The organism is Georgenia ruanii (genome assembly GCF_009193175.1).
GTDB lineage: Bacteria > Actinomycetota > Actinomycetes > Actinomycetales > Actinomycetaceae > Georgenia > Georgenia ruanii.
In genome coordinates, this window is sequence record NZ_VUKE01000001.1 from 441,793 (window position 1) to 459,521 (window position 17,729).

At 73.8% G+C, this 17,729-nt stretch carries 17 protein-coding genes and 1 riboswitch; of the genes, 11 read left to right on the forward strand and 6 right to left on the reverse strand.

Annotation, left to right across the window (positions count from 1 at the left end; translation table 11 throughout):
- Nucleotides 1–22 precede the first annotated feature (22 nt).
- The 5 genes from galK (at nucleotide 23) to GD880_RS02055 (ending at nucleotide 4,851) form a co-directional block, all read left to right on the forward strand.
- A complete protein-coding gene (gene galK, locus GD880_RS02035) occupies nucleotides 23–1,321 on the forward strand; it encodes a galactokinase (RefSeq protein WP_152230149.1) in 1,299 nt (432 codons plus the stop codon).
- The gene (locus GD880_RS02040; protein WP_152229941.1) at nucleotides 1,318–1,719 is read left to right on the forward strand and encodes a TraR/DksA family transcriptional regulator; all 402 of its coding nucleotides are present in this window, start codon (nucleotides 1,318–1,320) and stop codon (nucleotides 1,717–1,719) included. The genes galK and GD880_RS02040 overlap by 4 nt, the downstream gene beginning before the upstream one ends.
- Before the next feature lie 110 nt (nucleotides 1,720–1,829).
- On the forward strand, nucleotides 1,830–2,864 hold the full coding sequence (locus tag GD880_RS02045) for an efflux RND transporter periplasmic adaptor subunit (RefSeq protein ID WP_152229942.1): 1,035 nt from the start codon (nucleotides 1,830–1,832) through the stop codon (nucleotides 2,862–2,864).
- Entirely contained in the window at nucleotides 2,864–3,652 is a 789-nt protein-coding gene (locus GD880_RS02050; RefSeq protein WP_193314317.1) for an ABC transporter ATP-binding protein, read from the forward strand. Before GD880_RS02045 ends, GD880_RS02050 begins: the two co-directional genes overlap by 1 nt.
- The gene (locus tag GD880_RS02055) at nucleotides 3,649–4,851 is read left to right on the forward strand and encodes an ABC transporter permease (protein WP_152229944.1); all 1,203 of its coding nucleotides are present in this window, start codon (nucleotides 3,649–3,651) and stop codon (nucleotides 4,849–4,851) included. The genes GD880_RS02050 and GD880_RS02055 overlap by 4 nt, the downstream gene beginning before the upstream one ends.
- A gap of 51 nt (nucleotides 4,852–4,902) precedes the next feature.
- Here GD880_RS02055 and GD880_RS02060 read toward each other — a convergent pair whose 3' ends face one another.
- The 5 genes from GD880_RS02060 to GD880_RS02080 all read right to left on the reverse strand — a co-directional run bounded on the left by GD880_RS02060 (nucleotide 4,903) and on the right by GD880_RS02080 (nucleotide 10,439).
- Nucleotides 4,903–5,715: an exodeoxyribonuclease III gene (locus GD880_RS02060; protein WP_152229945.1), complete on the reverse strand. Its 813-nt coding sequence runs from the start codon at nucleotides 5,713–5,715 to the stop codon at nucleotides 4,903–4,905.
- A 131-nt stretch (nucleotides 5,716–5,846) separates the two neighbouring features.
- Entirely contained in the window at nucleotides 5,847–7,226 is a 1,380-nt protein-coding gene (locus GD880_RS02065) for an HNH endonuclease (RefSeq protein WP_226909306.1), read from the reverse strand.
- A 327-nt stretch (nucleotides 7,227–7,553) separates the two neighbouring features.
- Nucleotides 7,554–8,435, reverse strand: coding sequence for a bifunctional methylenetetrahydrofolate dehydrogenase/methenyltetrahydrofolate cyclohydrolase (locus tag GD880_RS02070; protein WP_152229947.1), 882 nt, complete (start codon nucleotides 8,433–8,435; stop codon nucleotides 7,554–7,556).
- Nucleotides 8,432–9,736 carry a serine hydroxymethyltransferase gene (gene glyA / locus GD880_RS02075; protein ID WP_152229948.1) on the reverse strand — a complete coding sequence of 435 codons (1,305 nt, stop codon included), beginning with the start codon at nucleotides 9,734–9,736 and terminating at the stop codon, nucleotides 8,432–8,434. The genes GD880_RS02070 and glyA overlap by 4 nt, the downstream gene beginning before the upstream one ends.
- A gap of 55 nt (nucleotides 9,737–9,791) precedes the next feature.
- Nucleotides 9,792–9,880: riboswitch (ZMP/ZTP riboswitch) on the reverse strand.
- A gap of 49 nt (nucleotides 9,881–9,929) precedes the next feature.
- Nucleotides 9,930–10,439, reverse strand: coding sequence for a GNAT family N-acetyltransferase (locus GD880_RS02080; RefSeq protein ID WP_152229949.1), 510 nt, complete (start codon nucleotides 10,437–10,439; stop codon nucleotides 9,930–9,932).
- Nucleotides 10,440–10,536: 97 nt separating this feature from the next.
- Between GD880_RS02080 and purU the strand changes: the two genes are divergently transcribed.
- On the forward strand, nucleotides 10,537–11,394 hold the full coding sequence (gene purU, locus GD880_RS02085) for a formyltetrahydrofolate deformylase (protein WP_226909307.1): 858 nt from the start codon (nucleotides 10,537–10,539) through the stop codon (nucleotides 11,392–11,394).
- A 37-nt stretch (nucleotides 11,395–11,431) separates the two neighbouring features.
- On the opposite strand, the gene GD880_RS02090 is transcribed toward purU, so the two are convergent.
- Nucleotides 11,432–11,728, reverse strand: a complete 297-nt coding sequence (locus GD880_RS02090; protein ID WP_152229951.1) for a UBP-type zinc finger domain-containing protein — start codon at nucleotides 11,726–11,728, stop codon at nucleotides 11,432–11,434.
- A gap of 391 nt (nucleotides 11,729–12,119) precedes the next feature.
- On the opposite strand from GD880_RS02090, the gene GD880_RS02095 reads away from it, so the two are divergent.
- The 5 genes from GD880_RS02095 (at nucleotide 12,120) to GD880_RS02115 (ending at nucleotide 17,686) form a co-directional block, all read left to right on the forward strand.
- Nucleotides 12,120–13,334 (forward strand): ROK family transcriptional regulator, encoded by a 1,215-nt coding sequence (locus tag GD880_RS02095; RefSeq protein WP_193314318.1) that lies wholly within the window; start codon nucleotides 12,120–12,122, stop codon nucleotides 13,332–13,334.
- Nucleotides 13,335–13,545: 211 nt separating this feature from the next.
- The gene (locus GD880_RS02100; RefSeq protein WP_152229953.1) at nucleotides 13,546–14,829 is read left to right on the forward strand and encodes an ABC transporter substrate-binding protein; all 1,284 of its coding nucleotides are present in this window, start codon (nucleotides 13,546–13,548) and stop codon (nucleotides 14,827–14,829) included.
- Between the two features lie 141 nt (nucleotides 14,830–14,970).
- Complete coding sequence (locus GD880_RS02105; protein ID WP_152229954.1) at nucleotides 14,971–15,873, forward strand: carbohydrate ABC transporter permease; 903 nt, start codon at nucleotides 14,971–14,973, stop codon at nucleotides 15,871–15,873.
- Nucleotides 15,870–16,772, forward strand: coding sequence for a carbohydrate ABC transporter permease (locus tag GD880_RS02110; protein ID WP_152229955.1), 903 nt, complete (start codon nucleotides 15,870–15,872; stop codon nucleotides 16,770–16,772). The genes GD880_RS02105 and GD880_RS02110 overlap by 4 nt, the downstream gene beginning before the upstream one ends.
- Nucleotides 16,773–16,825: 53 nt before the next feature.
- On the forward strand, nucleotides 16,826–17,686 hold the full coding sequence (locus tag GD880_RS02115) for an alpha/beta fold hydrolase (RefSeq protein WP_152229956.1): 861 nt from the start codon (nucleotides 16,826–16,828) through the stop codon (nucleotides 17,684–17,686).
- The last annotated feature ends 43 nt before the right edge of the window (nucleotides 17,687–17,729 follow it).

The window sequence follows — 17,729 nt, forward strand, 5'->3', positions numbered from 1 at the left end:
CACGGCCCCCGGGGGGTGCGGCATGAGCGGGACGCTCCCAGCCACGGGCGGGGCGACCAGCGACGTGCTGACCGCCTGGTCCGACGCCGAGGGCGCCGCCCGCGCCCGCGACCTGTTCACCGCCACCTTCGGCGCGCCGCCGGCCGGTGTGTGGGCCGCGCCCGGGCGGGTGAACATCGTCGGCGAGCACACCGACTACAACGGCGGGCTGTGCCTGCCCATCGCCCTGCCGCACCGCACCTTCGTCGCCCTGCGGCCCCGGGCCGACCGCACCGCGCGGTTCGTCAGCGCCCAGGAGCCGGGGGTGCGAGAGGTCGAGCTCGACGCCGTCGCCCCGGCCGGCGCCCCCGGCGCCGTCGAGGGCTGGCCCGCCTACGCCGCCGGGGTCGCCTGGGCGCTCGAGCGGGAGGGGCTCGCCCCGGCCGGTCGGGTCCCGGGCTTCGACCTGGCGGTGGACTCCTGCGTGCCCTACGGCGCCGGGCTGAGCTCCTCGGCGGCGCTGGAGTGCGCCGTCGCCGTGGCGCTCGACGACGTCGCCGGGCTCGGCCTGAGCGCCGACGACGCCGGTCGCGCCCGTCTGGCCGCCGCCTGCGTGCGGGCCGAGAACGACATCGCCGGCGCCCCCACCGGCGGGATGGACCAGGCGGCCTCGCTGCGCGCCCGCGCCGGGCACGCCCTGCTGCTCGACTGCCGCGACGGCGCCGTCGAGCATGTCCCGCTCGACCTGGCCGCCGCCGGCCTGGCGCTGCTGGTCATGGACACCCGCGCCCCGCACCGCCTGGTCGACGGGCAGTACGCCCGCCGCCGGCAGGTGTGCGAGGACGCCGCCGCCGTGCTCGGCGTCCCCTCGCTGCGGGAGGTCGCCGACGCCTCCATGGCCGGCGAGACCACCTGGGACGAGGTGCTCGCCGGGCTCGACGACCCCGAGCAGCGCATGCGCGTGCGCCACGTGATCAGCGAGATCGAGCGGGTGCGCTTCCTCGTCGCCCGCCTCACCCACGCCCCCGGCGCCCAGCTGCGCGGGTGGGCCCTGGACAAGGTCGCCTGGGCGCTCGACGCCTCGCACACCTCCCTGCGCGAGGACTACGAGGTCTCCTCCCCCGAGCTCGACCTCGCCGCCGACACCGCCCGGCGCCTGGGCGCCCACGGCGCCCGCATGACCGGCGGCGGATTCGGCGGCTCGGCCATCGCGCTGGTCGACGCCGACCGGGCCGGGGCCGTCGCCGCCGGTGTGGCGGACGCCTTCGCCGTCGCCGGGTACGGACCTCCCGCGTTCCTCCTCGCCTCCGCCGCCGCCCCCGCCGGACCGGTGACGGCATGAGCCCCGCCGACCGGGACGCCCGCCTGCCCGGGCCCACGCCCGAGGACGAGGCCGCCGCCCGCGACCGGCTCGAGACGTTGCGGAGCACCACCGTCGCCCGCCTCGCGGCGCTGGACCGCAGCTTCGAGGAGGTCGTCGCGGCGGCGACGGACGCCAACGTCGACGACGAGCACGACCCCGAGGGCGCGACCATCGGCTTCGAGCGCGCCCAGGTCGCGGCGCTGCGCGAGCACGGCGAGCAGACCCTGCGCGAGATCGACGCCGCCCTTGAGCGCCTCGAGGAGGGCACCTACTGGACGTGCACGGTGTGCGGCGGCCCGATCGCGCCGGGCCGGCTCGCCGTGCGGCCCACGACGACGATGTGCGTGGGCTGCGCCGCCGCGGCCGCGCGCGGGTGACCCCGCCGCCATCTGCTTCGGTCAAACCGGACACCACTACGGACGGATGCAGATAGATTTTCGGGCATCCGGGCGGTCGTGGACGATCGCCCCCGAACCCTGGGGGTCCCATGACTGTCGCCCGCCACGTCGTCTTCCCGGCCCTGCGCCTGCTCGTGTGGGCGGTGATCGCCGCGGCGCTGGTCAAGCTGGCGTTCTTCGGCGGCGCCGCGGCCGCTCCCGCCGGTCCGGTCGACGTGCCCGGTGCGGTGTTCACCGACCCGGTCGCCACGGTGACCACCGGCACGGTGTCCAACACCATCACGGTGGATGCCACCGTGCGGGCCGACCCGGCCGTGGAGGCCAAGGCGACGATGGAGGGCACCGTGGGCTACCTCGCCGTGGCCGACGGCGCGCACGTCGAGGCCGGCGCGGCCGTGCTGGAGATCCGGCAGGAGGTGCCCGTCGACCCGGTGGAACGGGTGGATGCCGACGGCAACGTCACCGTGGTGGAGCACAAGCCGCGCATCAAGCGGTCGACGGTCACCGCGCCAGTGGCCGGCACGGTCTCGCTGCGGGTCCTGCGCGACCAGCAGGTGGGCATCGGCGACGTCGTCGCCGCCGTCACCCCGGGCACGTTCTCGGTGACCGGGCCGCTGACGGCCGAGCAGCAGTACCGCCTGCTGGACGCCCCGAGCGAGGCGAGCGTCGAGGTCCGCGGCGGGCCCGCCCCCTTCACCTGCACCGGCCTGACCACCGGCACCGAGGTCACCCCGGGCGCCGGCGCGCCCACCGTCCCCGGCGACCCGTTCGCCCCGCCGGCTGAGCCGAGCGCGACCGTCGAGGTGCGCTGCGCCGTCCCCGCCGACGTCACGGTGTTCCCCGGCCTGGCCGGGACGATGACGGTCACCGCCGGTCAGGCCAGCGACGTGCTGGTCGTGCCCGTCACCGCCGTCCAGGGACTGTTCGCCACCGGGAACGTCTGGGTCGTGGTGGCCGAGGGCGCCGAGCCGACCAAGACGTCGGTCGGCCTGGGCATGACCGACGGTCAGGTCGTGCAGATCACCGAGGGCCTCGCCGAGGGCGACACGATCCTCGAGTTCATCCCGGTCGGGGACGTCCCGCCCGTCGGTGGGCAGGAGATGATGGTCGGGCGGGGCTTCTGATGCCGCTCCTCGAGCTGCGCGCCGTCACCCGGAGCGTCCGGCTCCCCGACCTCAGCGAGCTGCACATCCTGCGCGGGGTGGACCTCGCCGTCGAGGCCGGCGAGCACGTCTCCGTCGTCGGCAGGTCCGGCACCGGCAAGTCGACCCTGCTGAACATCCTCGGCCTGCTGGACTCCCCCACGTCCGGTGAGTACCTGCTCGACGGCGCCGACGTCGGCCGCCTCGGTGGGCGGCGGCGGGCGCGGCGGCGCGGGGAGGACTTCGGCTTCGTCTTCCAGCAGTTCAACCTGCTGCCGGGGCGCACCGCGCTGGAGAACGTCGTCGCGCCGCTGCTCTACGCCCGCGGCCGCGCCTTCTGGCGCCGCAAGCGCACCGCCCAGGAGATGCTCGACCGGGTGGGGCTGGCGGGGCGGATGGACTCGCTGCCCGCCCAGCTCTCCGGCGGCGAGCAGCAGCGGGTGGCCATCGCCCGCGCGCTGGTGCGCGCGCCCCGGGTCATCCTCGCCGACGAACCCACCGGCGCCCTCGACGTCGACACCGGCCGGGAGGTCATCGACCTGCTCGACGGCATCGCCTCGGACACGGGCGCGGCGCTCATCGCCATCACCCATGACCTGGCCGTCGCCTCCCGGGCGCGGCGCCACCTGCGCCTCGGCGACGGCGTGCTCACGCCCATCGAGATCGCCCCACGCAGCGGCGGCACGCTGGAGTCGCTCGTCGGCTCCGACGTCGTGGTCCCCGCGATCGACGGCGCCGGGCGCGCGGCAAGTGCGGAGGTCACCTCGTGACCGGCGTCGTCGGGGCGCTCGTGGAGGCCTGGGACGAGCTGCGGCTGCACAAGCTGCGGGTGCTGCTCTCGCTCATCGGCGTGGCGGTGTCGGTGGCGGCGATGACCGCCGTGCTCGCCGTCGGGCAGATGACCGCCCAGGCCCAGACCGAGATGATGGACCGCGACATGGGCCGCCAAGTCACCTTGTTCGTCAACGCGTCCGGGCCTTCGCCCGGCGCGACGGCGGAGGCGGTGCCGGCCATGCGGGCGCTCGTCGAGCGCTACCAGATCGAGCACGCCTCGGTGATGATGTGGGCTCCGGGGCGCTTTCGCGCCGGCGGGGCCACGTTCGACACCGACCTGCGCCTGGTCGACCAGCCCTACGGGCTCATGCACCGCGTCCAGGTGGTCGACGGCGCCTGGTTCGCCGAGGGCGACGCCGACCGGCTGGCGCCGCTGCTCGTGGTCAACGAGGCCTTCCTCGCGGCCGTCGGCTCGCCCGGCCTGGCGACGCACCCGACGGTGACCCTGCCGGGGGCGAACCCCGTCACCTTCGTCGTCGGCGGCGTCGTCGCGAACCGCTGGCCGGAGGAGATGCCGACCGCGTTCGCGCTGTACGACTCCTACACCCGCGTCGCCGGCCACACGATCGATCCGGCCATGGGGATGGTCCCGCAGATGGAGCTCTGGGTGCCGCCCGAGACGGCCGACCTCGGCATGGAGACCGTGCGCCGCGACCTGTCCGCGGCCCTCGGCGAGGGGGCGATGGTCGACGTCGGCAGCAACGTGCTGCCCGACCAGGCCGCGTTCAACCGCACCTTCCAGCTCGTCGTGCTCGGCATCGGCACCCTCGTGCTCCTGCTCGGGGCGCTGAGCCTGGTGAACATCTCGCTGGTCACCGTCCGGCAGCGCATCCGCGAGATCGGCATCCGGCGGTCCTTCGGGGCCACGTCGGGCCGGGTGTTCTTCTCGATCATGCTCGAGTCGGTCGTGGCGACGGCGGTGGCCGGCGTGGTCGGCGTCGGACTCGCGGTGGTCGTGGTGCGAAACCTCCCGCTGGAGACCGTGCTCGGCTTCGGGCTGCAGGACACCCCGCCGTTCCCGCTCACGGCGGCCCTTACCGGGCTCGCGGCCGCGGCCGGGGTGGGGACGTTGGCGGGGCTGCTGCCCGCCGCCGTCGCCGTGCGGGTGCGGCCGATCGACGCCATCCGGTACTGACGGCCGCCGACGCGGCCGCCCAGCGGCTCGACGGCGCAGCGACCTAGGGGGTCAGACGTCGTAGGTGACCACGACGGGGGCGTGGTCGGAGAAGCGCTGGTCGTAGGCGTCGGCCCGGTCCACGACGGCGGTGGTGGCCCGCTCGGCGGCGCCCGGGGTGGCGAGCTGGTAGTCGATGCGCCAGCCGGAGTCGTTGTCGAACGCCTTGCCGCGCCAGGACCACCAGGTGTAGGGCCCGGGGCCGTCCCCGCCCAGCCGGCGGCCCAGGTCGACCCAGTCGTCGGCGAACCACTTCTCGAGGTAGGCGATCTCCTCGTCGAGGACGCCGGAGGTCTTGTTGTGGTTGCCCTTCCAGTTCTTGATGTCCACGTCGCGGTGGACGATGTTGATGTCGCCGCCGACGACGACGTCGCGCTCCCCTGCGCGAGCCTGCTCGGCGAGCGCGCTCATGCGGGCGGTGACCTTCTCGAGGTGCGCGTACTTGGCGTCCATCTTGTCCGTGCCCACCGTGCCCGAGTGGACGTAGACGGAGACGACCGTCAGGGGCCGGTCGGTGCCGGGCAGATCGAGGTCCATCTCGACCCACCGGCCGGTGTCCACCGCGGGCTCGTCGTCGCCCAGGCCGACCCGGACGGCGGATGCGGGCAGCCGGGACGCGACCGCGACACCGGCGCGGCCCTTGAGGTCACAGGCCTGGTGGGCGATGTGCCAGCCGTCGCCGAGGTGGTCGGCGAGGATCTCGTCGTTGGCGCGCACCTCCTGCAGCAGGAGAACCTCGGGGCGGCGGTGGGAGATCCAGGCGTCCATGCCGCGCTTGAAGGCGGCCCGGATGCCGTTGACGTTGACGGTGGCGATGCTCAGCACCCGGCCAGTATCGCCGAGCCCACCGACACGCTGGCCCGCGGGTCCAGGCAGCACACCCGCTCAGGGCCTCCCGGTGGCACGACTCACACCGCGCGGCTCGGCTGCAGTGGCCCCGGCCGTCGCGTGAAGGCTCAGGCGGTCCGGTCGAAGTCGACGAGGTGGCGTTCGAGGAGTCGCTTGAGGCGGCTGTCGGTGGCGTGTCGGCCTGGTGGTGCGGTCGCTCGCGCGGGTGGGTGGCCGGGCAGGGGTGGGGCGTGGGAGGTGTAGCGGTGTCCGGTGGGGGTGGTGAGCTCGACGACGTGCCCGCCGGGCCCGGCCCGCTGACACGCGGTGTTGCCGCCGGCGTTGTCGTCGCCCGGGGCGGCGGTGTGGAGGGTGCGGGCGGTCCAGCCGGGGGCCTGCCTGGCGTAGTTGCAGCCCTCGCAGGCCCCGCGCAGGTTGTGCGCGGTGGTGGGCCCGCCCTCGGCGGCGGGGACGACGTGGTCGCGGTGGCGGATCGGCGCGTCGCACCAGTTCGTCCGGCACGCCTGGTCCCGCACGGCGATGAACCGGGCCAGGCCGGGCGGGGCGATGCGGCGGCGGGAGTCCAGCGCGACCAGCTCGCCGGTGCCCGGGGCGGTGAACAACCGCCGCAACCACGCCAGCACCTTCCCCGCGTCGGCGTTCGTCTCGCCGCCGGTGCCGGCTGAGGCGTCGAGGCGGTCGGTGATCAGGTCGCGGGCGAACTGCGCGGGCACGGTCCCGTAGCCGGGGATGACGGCGGGCTCGGCATCGCCGGCGAGCAGGGCCTTGTCGGTCATGACCAGCTGGACCTCGATCGGCACCCGCTCCGCGCACGCCTGGCCGGTGACGCGTTCGACCAGGGTGTCGGCCATGATCTGCCCCCGGCTCCTGCCGTCGCCCTGGGCGCGCAGCGCGTCCGCCGTCCTCGTCAGGGCCGCCCACACCCCCACGCCCTGGGCGACCGGCAGCAGCCCGGTCAGGTAGGTCATGGTGTCCGGGGCCGGGCGCAGGCTCACCCCGCGCTCGTGCTCGGCCCTTCGGGCCCGGGCCACCACACCGGCGGCGTCCAGGCGGTAGGCGATCTGCCTGGCCCGGGCCACCAGCGCCCTGGTGCCCAGCCGCTCGACCGCGACCGGGTCGGCCCACAGCTGGGCGTCGAAGGCGGCCCGGGCGGGGGCGTCCAGGCAGATCGACTCGCGCACCAGCAGCGTGGCCCGCCACTCGCTCAACGCCCCGGACTCCAGCGCGGCGTACGTGTGGGGCATCTCCAGCACCAGCGCCTTCGCCAGGCCCAGCAGCCGCCCGCCCTGGTGCGGAGACTCCCGGCGGGCCAGCGCCACCTGCGCCCCCACCCCCCGCCCCCGCCGGACCGCGGGCACCCCGGCCGCCTCCTGTTCGCGGCGCTGGGAGAGGTCCAGGTCCACCGCGATCCGCGCCTGCGCCGCCGCCGCGGCCGCCTTCAGCTCCTCCAACACCCGCAGCTGGTCGACCCGCTCGACATCCGACACGTCGCGGTCCAGTTCGGCGAGGGTCTCGCGGAATCGGGCCACATCGCCCGACGTCGCCCGGGCCGGAGCCGCCACAACCGACGGGACCGAGGGCGCCGCCGGGGCAGGGTCCGGACCGGGCTGCCCCGCACCCCGGTCCCGGCCACCCCGCCTATCGAACACGTGTAGGACACTACCCGCGGGGTGCGACATCCGCCCCGGGCCTGGGGATAGACCATGCGGAATCGCGAGAGGGGGTCGGCATGCACAGAATCGCCGCCCCCGGCTCGAATACGACAGGGCGGGCCGCTCACGCGACCCGCCCTCGCTCGTGCGCCGTCTCGACCGTCAGGCGGCCATCCGCTCCGCGGTGTCCACGACGTTCGCCAGCAGCATCGCCCGGGTCATCGGCCCGACGCCGCCGGGGTTGGGCGAGAGCCAGCCCGCCACCTCGTCGACCCCGGGCGCGACGTCGCCGCGCAGCTTCGTCTTGCCGGTCGCGGGGTCGACGGCCCGCGACACCCCCACGTCCAGCACGACCGCGCCCGGCTTGACCATGTCCGCCGTGATGATGCCCGGCTGCCCGGCGGCCGCCACGACCACGTCCGCCGCGCGCACGTGGGTGGCGAGATCCGCCGTCCCCGTATGGGTCAGCGTCACGGTGGCGTTGACGTCCTTGCGGGTGAGCAGCAGCCCGATGCTGCGTCCGACGGTCGTCCCGCGGCCGACGACGCACACGTCCTTGCCCCCCAGGGACACCCCGTGCCGGGCGACGAGCTCGAGCACCGCGCGCGGCGTGCACGGCAGCGGCGAGGTGATCTCGTCCTTGACGCGCAGCACGAGCCGGCCGAGGTTCGTCGGGTGCAGCCCGTCGGCGTCCTTGGCCGGGTCGATCATCTCGAGGATGGCGTTGGCGTCGATCCCGCGCGGCAGCGGCAGCTGGACGATGTAGCCGGTGCAGGCGGGGTCGGCGTTGAGCCGAGCCACCGCGGCGGCGACGTCGTCCTGCGTGGCCGTGGCGGGCAGGTCCTCGCGGATGGAGGCGATGCCGACCTCGGCGCAGTCGCGGTGCTTGCCGGCGACGTACGCCTTCGAGCCCGGGTCCTCGCCGACCAGCACCGTGCCCAGGCCAGGCGTGACGCCGCGGGCACGCAGGGCGGCCACGCGGGTGGTCAGCTCCGCCTTGATCGCTGCGGCGGTGGCGCGCCCGTCCAGGACGCGCGCGGTCACTGCTGCAGGCCCGGGTAGAGCGGGAAGGCCTCGGTCAGGGCCCGCACCCGGGCCCGCTGCGCCTCGACGTCCGTGCCGGCGCCACCGACCAGCGTGGTGGCGATGATGTCCGCGACCTCGGTGAACTCCGCGGCGCCGAATCCGCGCGTCGCGAGCGCGGGCGTGCCGATGCGCAGGCCGGACGTCACGCGCGGCGGGCGGGGGTCGAAGGGGACGGCGTTGCGGTTGACCGTGATGCCGGCGGCGTGGAGGAGGTCCTCGGCCTGCTGGCCGTCCAGGGCGGCGTTGCGCAGGTCCACGAGCACCAGGTGCACGTCGGTGCCGCCGGTGACCAGCGAGATACCGGCGTCGGCGACGTCCTTCTCACTGAGCCGCTCGGCGATGATCCGGGCACCCTCGAGGGTGCGGCGCTGGCGGTCCTGGAACTCCTCGCCCGCGGCGATCTTGAACGCCACGGCCTTGGCCGCGACCACGTGCATGAGCGGGCCGCCCTGCTGCCCGGGGAACACGGCGGAGTTGATCTTCTTGCCGAAGGTCTCGGCGTCGCGCGAGAGCACGAAGCCCGAGCGCGGGCCGCCGATGGTCTTGTGCACGGTGGAGGAGACGACGTCCGAGTGCGGCACCGGCGACGGGTGCAGGCCCGCGGCGACCAGCCCGGCGAAGTGCGCCATGTCCGTCCACAGGTACGCGCCGACCTCGTCGGCGATCTCGCGGAACGCGGCGAAGTCGAGCTGGCGCGGGTAGGCCGACCATCCGGCGATGATCACGCGGGGCCGCTGCTCCAGCGCGGTCTTGCGCACCGTCTCCATCTCGATGCGGTGGCTGTGCTCGTCCACCCCGTAGGAGGCGACGTCGTAGAGCTTGCCGGAGAAGTTGATCTTCATGCCGTGCGTGAGGTGCCCGCCGTGCGCCAGGCTCAGCCCAAGGATCTTGTCGCCGGGGTTGGCCAGCGCCATGAGGACGGCGGCGTTGGCCTGGGCGCCCGAGTGGGGCTGGACGTTGGCGTACTCGGCGCCGAAGAGAGCCTTGGCGCGCTCGATGGCCAGGTTCTCGGCGATGTCGACCTGCTCGCAGCCGCCGTAGTACCGCCGGCCCGGGTAGCCCTCGGCGTACTTGTTCGTCAGCACGGAGCCCTGCGCCTGCAGGACGGCGCGCGGCACGAAGTTCTCGCTGGCGATCATCTCGAGCGTCTCGCGCTGGCGGGCGAGCTCGCCGTCGAGCACCGCGGCGATCTCGGGGTCGAGCTCCTGCAGGGACTGGTTGGCCACGGACGTGGCGCTGCCGGAAGTGGTCGGGCTCATGCTTCCTCCGCTGGTGGTCTCACGCACACGGTGTGCGTGCGCACTCGGTGTGGTGACTCTCGGCCCAGGCGGACGACCTCGAATCTGGTGCTGGTGTCGCTCCCCGGTGGTTCCCCACCTCAGGCGCCAGTCGCGACGGCGACGAGACTACCAAGTGCGCGCGGCCCCCGGCGGCGCCGTCCCGCGCCGGACGTCAGGGCTCGAGGCCGGCGAGGCTCTCCCCAGGCTCGTCCTCGCCCAGGATGCGGCGCAGGTAGGCGTAGGTGAGGTCGCCGGTATGCTGGTCGTACTGGTACTCGTAGCCCTGCTTGGCGTACATCGCGAGGTTCTGCTTGGAGTCCTGCCCGGTGAACACCCAGACCTCCTTGGTCTGCTCGGGCAGGTACTGCAGCACGGCCATGAGCAGCTGGGTGCCGATCCCGCGCCCCTGGAGGTCCGGGACGACGGCGAGGCGGCCGAGGTTGGCCTTCTCCGCCTCGAGCTCGACCCGGATCGAGCCCACCAGGCGGTGGCCCAGCCAGGCGCCGAGGGTGACGACGTCGGGCTGCTTGATGTCCGCGACCAGCTCGGTGAGCGACTGCGTCAGCGCCGGGAGGTTGGGGTCCCCGTACAGCTGCGCCTCGGTCACGAACGCCGCCCGGCGCACCGTGAGCAGCTCCCCCGCTTCGTCCTCGGTGATGAGGTCGATCCTGACGTCGTCCATGCCCCCAGTGTGGCATCCACCCGGACGGGCCTGCGTCGTTACCCGCCCAGCGGACGCCCACCACCTGGGGCGACGCCCGGGCGCTACCCTCCGGCGGGTGAACGCCGCACCTGCCGAGCACCTTGTCCTCGCCCTCTCCTGCCCCGACCGGCCGGGGATCGTCCACGCCGTGTCGGGGGCCCTCGCCGAGCACGGCGGGAACATCACCGAGTCCCAGCAGTTCGGCGACCCCTCCACCGGCCTGTTCTTCATGCGGGTGCAGGTCGAGACCCGGGCCCCGCGCCACGAGGTCGAGGGGGCGCTGGCGGCGGTGGGCCACGAGTTCGACATGACGTGGAAGCTCGACGAGGTCGGCCGGCCGGTCCGGACGCTGATCATGGCGTCCAAGGAGGCGCACTGCCTCGTGGACCTGCTGTTCCGGCAGCGCTTCCAGGGCCTGCCCATCGACGTCGTCGGCGTCGTCGCCAACCACCCGGACCTCGAGCCCATCGCCTCCTTCTACGGCGCGCCGTTCCACCACATCCCGGTGACCAAGGAGACCAAGCAGGACGCCGAGCGGGCACTGCTCAGCCTCGTGCGCGAGCACGACGTCGAGCTGGTGGTGCTGGCCCGGTACATGCAGATCCTCTCGGACAGCGTGTGCACCGAGCTGGCGGGCAACGTCATCAACATCCACCACTCCTTCCTGCCGAGCTTCAAGGGCGCCCGCCCCTACGCCCAGGCGCACACCCGCGGCGTGAAGCTCATCGGCGCCACGGCGCACTACGTCACCGCGGACCTGGACGAGGGCCCGATCATCGAGCAGGACGTCGAGCGGGTCACCCACGCCGACGACGTCGCGGAGATGGTGGCGCGCGGCCAGGACGTCGAGCGGCGGGTGCTGGCCCGCGCCGTGCGCTGGCACGCCGAGCACCGCGTGCTGCTCGACGGGCAACGCACCGTCGTCTTCCCCTGACCGCGTCGAGGAGCGCGGCCGCCGTCCCGCGGCCGGGCTAAGGGTGCGACGGAGCCGGTGGAGCCCCGTCCACCGCGAAGAGCAGCTGGTCCGGGAAGCACCACCACCAGTCCTCGCCCGGCTCGTAGGAGCGGACGAGGGGGTGGTCGGGGTGCTCGCGCCAGTGGGCGCTGGCGTGACGGTTCGGGGAGCTGTCGCAGCACCCCACGTGCCCGCAGCGCATGCACATCCGAAGGTGGACCCACCCAGCACCGATCCGCAGGCAGTCCTCGCACCCGGTGCTGGAGGGCTGGACGTCGGCAACCGTGTCGAGATGGGTGCAGGTGTCGGCCATGATCAGTCCTCTCCCCTGAGCCGGTCGCTCGGACGGGTCGGCGCCGGCGGGCTCCCGGACGCCCCGCCCACACCCTGCAGCGCGCCCCTCCCGAGACGCCGCCAGAGCCCCGAGCGGCCGGTGAAGTTGTACGGACAGGACAACCTTCTCTCCGACACCGACGGCGCCGCACACCTCGCGCCAGCAGCCACCCTGATCGGCAGCCCACCGCCGCACGCTCGATCGTGCCCCGCCCGGAAGCAGAGGCACTCAGGCCGGGGCCTTTTGCCCGTCAGCCGGACCTTCTCGCCACGTCGGGCGCCGAAGCGTCGTGAATAGTCCCGGAGCCGGTGAATAATACCGGCACCGGGACAACGTTATTGTCCAAAACTGACGTAAATTGGAGGGTCAGGTGGCCCGCACAGAAGCGACCACCGCGGCGCCGTCCGTCACGGGCCCCCGCGGCCGCAACCAGCGGGCCGTGGTGCGCCTGCTCGGCGCGCGCGGCGCCCTGTCACGGGCGACGATCGCCCGCGCGCTGGAGCTCTCCCCCACCACCGTGGGCGGGATCGTCGCGGACCTCGTCGCCGACGGCACGATCGTGGAGAACCCGGCGGACCCCGCCGCGCGCGGACGCGGCCGTCCCGCCCGGACCTTCGGGCTGGCGCCGCGGGGCGGGGTCGTCGGGGGCGTGGACGTCGGGCGCAGCCACGTCCGCGCGGCCCTGGCGACCGCGGACGGCCAGGTCGTGGTCGAGCGCGAGGTGCCGCTCCCCCTCGGCCACTCCGGGCCGGAGACCACCCCCGTCGTGCTCGACCTGCTCGCGCAGCTCATCGCGGGGTCCGGGCGCGCGCCCGGCGACCTGCGCGCCGTCGGCCTGGGCCTGCCCGGGCCGGTGGAGCGCAGCACCCAGACAGTGGGACCGGGCACCATCCTCAGCGGCTGGGTCGGCTACGACATGGCCGGCGAGGTGGGCGCCCGGCTGGGCGTCCCGGCGGCCACGGACAACGACGCCAACCTGGCCATCCTGGCCGAGGCGCGCTGGGGGGCGGCCCGGGGCGTGCGCGACGCGGTCTATGTCAAGGTCTCCACCGGCATCGGGGCGGGGATGGTGCTCGACGGCCACCTGCACCGCGGCTTCGGCGGCACCGCCGGCGAGCTGGGCCACTCTCCCGTCGAGCCGGCTGGCGTGGTGTGCCGGTGCGGCAACCGCGGGTGCCTGGAGACGGTCGCGTCCGTCCCGTCCGCCCTCGAGATGCTCCGTCCCACGCTCGGGCCGGACCTGACGATCGACCGGGTCATCGACGCCTCCGACGCCGGCGACCCCGCCTGCCGTCGGGTGATCGAGGACGTCGGGCGCCACGTCGGCCGCGGCGTCGCGCTGCTGGCCAACCTGGTCGACCCCGAGCTGATCCTGCTCGGCGGGCCGTTCGTCCGGGCCGGGGACGCGTTCCTCGGCGCCGTGCGCACCGGCCTGCGGCGCGACGCCATCCCGTCCGTGGCCGCCAGGGCCCGCGTCGAGCGCGGCCTGCTGGGCGAGCGGGCGGCGGTGCTCGGCGCCCTCGCCCTCGCCCTCGAGGCGGCGCCGCTGCCGGGCGGCGCGGTCCCGGACAGCTCCGCCCGTTGAGCGGTACTGTGCGGTTCTGCTCGGGTTCGCGCTGGGCGTACCGCTCGCGCTACGCTCGGTGCATCACAAATCGACGACGATTTCTCGTAAATCGGTGACAAAGCCCGGGACTGGCCCGACGATGAAGAACGGCCAGCTCGGCGACGACAGGCTGCGGCACGGCACCCCCGCCGTGCCGACGGGACGACGAAGTTTCGAAGGAGAGTGTCAGATGCGACGGATCGCAGCGGTGGCCGGGATCGCGGCCGCCAGCCTCGTCCTCGCCGCGTGCAGTGGCGGGTCGGACAAGGCTGCCGGCGGCGACGCCAGCGGCAGCGGCGGCGGCGACGAGGTCGAGGTCTTCACCTGGTGGGCCCAGGGCTCGGAGAAGGCCGGCCTCGACGCGCTGGTGGACGTGTTCGGCCAGCAGCACGGCGACGTCAAGTTCGTCAACGGCGCGGTGGCCGGCGGCGCCGGCTCCGCCGCCAAGGACCTGCTGCAGTCGCGGCTGCAGGCCGGCGACCCGCCGGACACGTTCCAGGCCCACGCCGGCAAGGAGCTGACCGACTACATCAACGCCGCGCAGCTGGAGGACATCTCCAGCCTGTACGACGAGTTCAAGCTGCGCGACGCGTTCCCGCAGGACCTCGTCGACCTGCTCACCGTGGACGGCAAGATCTACTCGATCCCCTCCAACATCCACCGGTCGAACGTGGTGTGGGCCAACCCCGCGGTGCTCGAGGAGGCGGGGGTCGACCCGGCCGCCGTGCCCGCCGACATCGACGCGTGGCTCGCCGACCTGGAGAAGGTCAAGGCGACCGGCAAGACGCCGCTGTCCGTGGCCACCACGTGGACCCAGGTGAACCTGCTCGAGACGGTCCTCATGGCCGACCTGGGCGCCGAGGCCTACAACGGCCTGTGGGACGGGTCGACGGACTGGAAGGGCGCCGAGGTCACCGCGGCCCTGGAGGACTTCCAGAAGCTCATGAGCTACACCAACGCCGACCGCGACGGGCTGGACTGGCCCGAGGCCACCCAGATGGTCATCGACGGCAACGCCGCCTACAACGTCATGGGCGACTGGGCCGTCGCGGCGTTCGAGGAGCAGGACAAGGCCCGCGGCACCGACTTCGTCGACTTCCCCGTGCCCGGCAGCGACTCGATGTTCGGCTTCCTCGCCGACTCCTTCACCCTCCCCGTCGGCGCCCCGCACCCGGACGGCGCCAAGGCGTGGCTGGAGACGGTGGGCTCCCTCGAGGGCCAGACGGCGTTCAACAAGGCCAAGGGTTCCATCCCGGCCCGCACCGACGCCAAGCCCTCGGACTTCTCCGAGTACCAGCAGAGCGCCATCGAGGCCTACGGCAAGGACAGCATCGTCCCGTCGCTCGCCCACGGCGCGGCCACGCCGGTCGCCGTGCTCAACGCGATCTCCGACGCCACGAGCAAGTTCACCACCGGCGCCTCGGACCTGGCCGCCTACCAGCAGGACCTGGCCAAGGCCGTCGCCGGTTCCTGACCCAGCTGCGCGCCCCGGCGCGCACCCCGACGGCGGGCGCTCCCCTACCGCGCCCGCCGTCGGCCTCCCCGGACGCCGCGCGTCCCCACCCGGGCCCGGGCTCACCCGTGGCCGCCGCACCACCACCGCACAGGAGCGACTGTGAAGACCGTCAAGCGCTGGGGCCCCCCGCTGCTGCTGCTGGCCCCGTCCCTCCTCCTCGTCGGCGTGTTCGTCTACGGGTTGATCGTCGTCAACCTCCAGACCTCCCTCACGGACAGCCACACCGCCCAGCAGGCCACCGGGCAGGCGCCGACGGCGTTCGTCGCCGCCCAGAACTACCTCGACCTCCTGGGCTCGCCGGACTTCCAGCACTCGCTGAAGAACCTGCTGCTCTACACCGCGGTGTTCCTCGTCGGCACGATGGTCATCGGCTTCGTCTGGGCCTGGCTGCTGGAGCGCCCGGCGCGGGGCGAGGGCTTCTTCCGGTCCGTCTACCTCTTCCCGATGGCGGTCTCCTTCATCGCCTCCGGCGTGGTGTGGCGGTGGCTGCTGAACTCCAACGAGGGCGAGAGCGCCCTGGGCCTCAACCGCCTCTTCCAGATGGTCGGGCTCGACTTCCTCCAGAACCCCTGGTGGAACAACATCTCCGTCGGCATCGCCGCCATCGCCATCCCCGCGATCTGGCAGCTGTCCGGCTACGTCATGGCCCTGTTCCTGGCCGGCTTCCGGGGCATCCCGGAGGAGCTGCGCGAGGCGGCACGGATGGACGGCGCGAGCGAGTGGCAGCTGTACCGCCACGTCCTCTTCCCCCAGCTCTCCCCGGTGGCGCTGTCGGCGCTGATCATCATCGGCCACATGTCCCTCAAGGCGTTCGACCTGATCATGTCGATCTCCAAGCCGTCGAACTACCAGACCAAGGTGCCGGCGGTGGACATGTACGTCTTCAAGTCCAGCTACGACTACGCCAACGCGGCCGCGGTGGGCTCGATCCTGCTCATCATCGTCGCGGTGCTCGTGGTGCCCTACCTCATCCACACCTCACGGAAGGACGGCGGGCGATGACCACCACCTCCACCACCGCCGCGCCGCTGGGCGACGTCGCCCGCGCGCCGCGCCCGAGCACCCGGCGCCCGGCGCCCGGTCGGTTCTCCGTGGCCCGGACCGTCCGCTACGCCCTGCTGCTCCTGTCCGTGGTCGTCGTGCTCATCCCCGTCTACGTCCTGCTGGTGACCAGCTTCAAGGGCACCGGCGACGCCTCGCCCGCCCGCGCGTGGGCCCTGCCGACGCTGTGGACGCTGGACAACTGGCGGGCCGCGTGGGAGGCGCTGTCGCCGTCGATCTGGCGTTCGCTCCAGATGGTCGTCCCCGCCGCCGTCATCTCGGCCTTCCTCGGGTCGATGAACGGCTTCGTGCTCTCCCGGTGGAGCTTCAAGGGCGCGAACGTCGTCTTCACGCTGATCCTGTTCGGGATGTTCATCCCCTACCAGGCGGTGATGATCCCGCTGAACCAGATCGTGCTGGCCGTGGGCCTGCCCAGCGGCATCCCCACGCTGATCCTCCTGCACGTCATCTACGGCATCCCGATCACCACCCTGATCTTCCGCAACTACTACGCGTCGGTGCCCAAGGAGCTCATCGAGGCCGCCCGGGTCGACGGCGCCGGGATGCTGCGCACCTACGCCTCGGTGGTGCTGCCGATCTCGATCCCGAGCTTCGTGGTGGTGCTGATCTGGCAGTTCACCTCGGCGTGGAACGACTACCTCTTCGCCGTCTTCTTCTCCTCGAGCCAGAACGGTCCGGTCACCCTGGCCCTGAACAACCTGGCCAACGGCGCGCTGCTGCAGAACTACGGCGTGTCCATGGCCGGCGCGCTGTTCGCCTCGCTGCCCACGCTGGTGGTGTACGTCATCCTGGGCAAGTACTTCGTGGGCGGGCTGATGTCGGGCTCCGTCAAGGGCTGACGAACCCGCGTCCTGGGGCGGCCGCCCCCGGGCGCCACGCACGAGGAGGAGCGATGACGACCACGCCGACCCGCGCCCGGGAGGCCGCCCGGCTCACTGCCCTGCGGGCGGCGTTCGGCGCGGGCGACCGCCTGGCCCCCGACCTCGCCGCCCGCTGGGCCCTGCGGGTCTGGTGCACCCTGCCCCGCAACGGCGGACGACGGCGGGACGAGCGCACCCAGCCGGGGACGACCTCCGCGGTGCGGCTGCCGGACGGGCGCCGGGTCGTCGTCGAGTGCTGGGGCGCGGGCGAGCCGGTCTACCTGGCGCACGGCTGGGGCGGGTGGCGCGGCCAGCTGGGCGCGTTCGTCGCCCCGCTCGTGGCCGCCGGACGGCGCGTGGTGGCCTTCGACGCCCCCAGCCACGGCGAGTCCCCGGCCGGACGCCTCGGGCCCCGGCGCAGCACCGCGGTGGAGATCGCCGAGGCGTTCGCGGCGGTGGCCGGCGTGCACGGCCCGCCGTCCGCCGTCGTCGCCCATTCCCTCGGGTGCACGACGACGGCCCTGGCCGTGCGCGACGGGCTGCCGGTCGGCCGGCTGGCACTGATCGCCCCCAGCGTGGGCGTCGACTCGATGACCGCCGGGCTCGCCCGCGCGCTGGGCTACGGCGAGCGGACCCGAACACGGTTCGAGCGCCGGCTCGAGGAGCTCGCCGGACGGCCGGTGCACGACTTCGACCTCACCACGATGGCGCCGCCCACCCCCGCGCTCGTGATCCACGACCGCCACGACAAGGAGGTGCCCTACGCCGACGGCGAGCGCGTGGCCGGCGCCTGGCCGGCGGCGCGCCTGCACACCACCGAGACCCTCGGCCACCAGCGGATCCTGCGCGACCCGGGTGTCGTCGCGGAGGTCACCCGGTTCGTCGTTTCCTGATCCGCCGGGAGCTGCCGCCCGGCGCCGACGCCCCGCCCCGCCG

What these genes read in the sequence shown, in the direction of transcription:
- GD880_RS02050 (WP_193314317.1), top strand. Translation starts at nt 2,864, where the DNA reads ATGCCGCTCCTCGAGCTGCGCGCCGTCACCCGGAGCGTCCGGCTCCCC.
- GD880_RS02100 (WP_152229953.1), top strand. Translation starts at nt 13,546, where the DNA reads ATGCGACGGATCGCAGCGGTGGCCGGGATCGCGGCCGCCAGCCTCGTC.
- GD880_RS02080 (WP_152229949.1), bottom strand. Translation starts at nt 10,439, where the DNA reads ATGGACGACGTCAGGATCGACCTCATCACCGAGGACGAAGCGGGGGAG.
- GD880_RS02115 (WP_152229956.1), top strand. Translation starts at nt 16,826, where the DNA reads ATGACGACCACGCCGACCCGCGCCCGGGAGGCCGCCCGGCTCACTGCC.
- GD880_RS02110 (WP_152229955.1), top strand. Translation starts at nt 15,870, where the DNA reads ATGACCACCACCTCCACCACCGCCGCGCCGCTGGGCGACGTCGCCCGC.
- galK (WP_152230149.1), top strand. Translation starts at nt 23, where the DNA reads ATGAGCGGGACGCTCCCAGCCACGGGCGGGGCGACCAGCGACGTGCTG.
- GD880_RS02040 (WP_152229941.1), top strand. Translation starts at nt 1,318, where the DNA reads ATGAGCCCCGCCGACCGGGACGCCCGCCTGCCCGGGCCCACGCCCGAG.
- glyA (WP_152229948.1), bottom strand. Translation starts at nt 9,736, where the DNA reads ATGAGCCCGACCACTTCCGGCAGCGCCACGTCCGTGGCCAACCAGTCC.
- GD880_RS02090 (WP_152229951.1), bottom strand. Translation starts at nt 11,728, where the DNA reads ATGGCCGACACCTGCACCCATCTCGACACGGTTGCCGACGTCCAGCCC.
- GD880_RS02045 (WP_152229942.1), top strand. Translation starts at nt 1,830, where the DNA reads ATGACTGTCGCCCGCCACGTCGTCTTCCCGGCCCTGCGCCTGCTCGTG.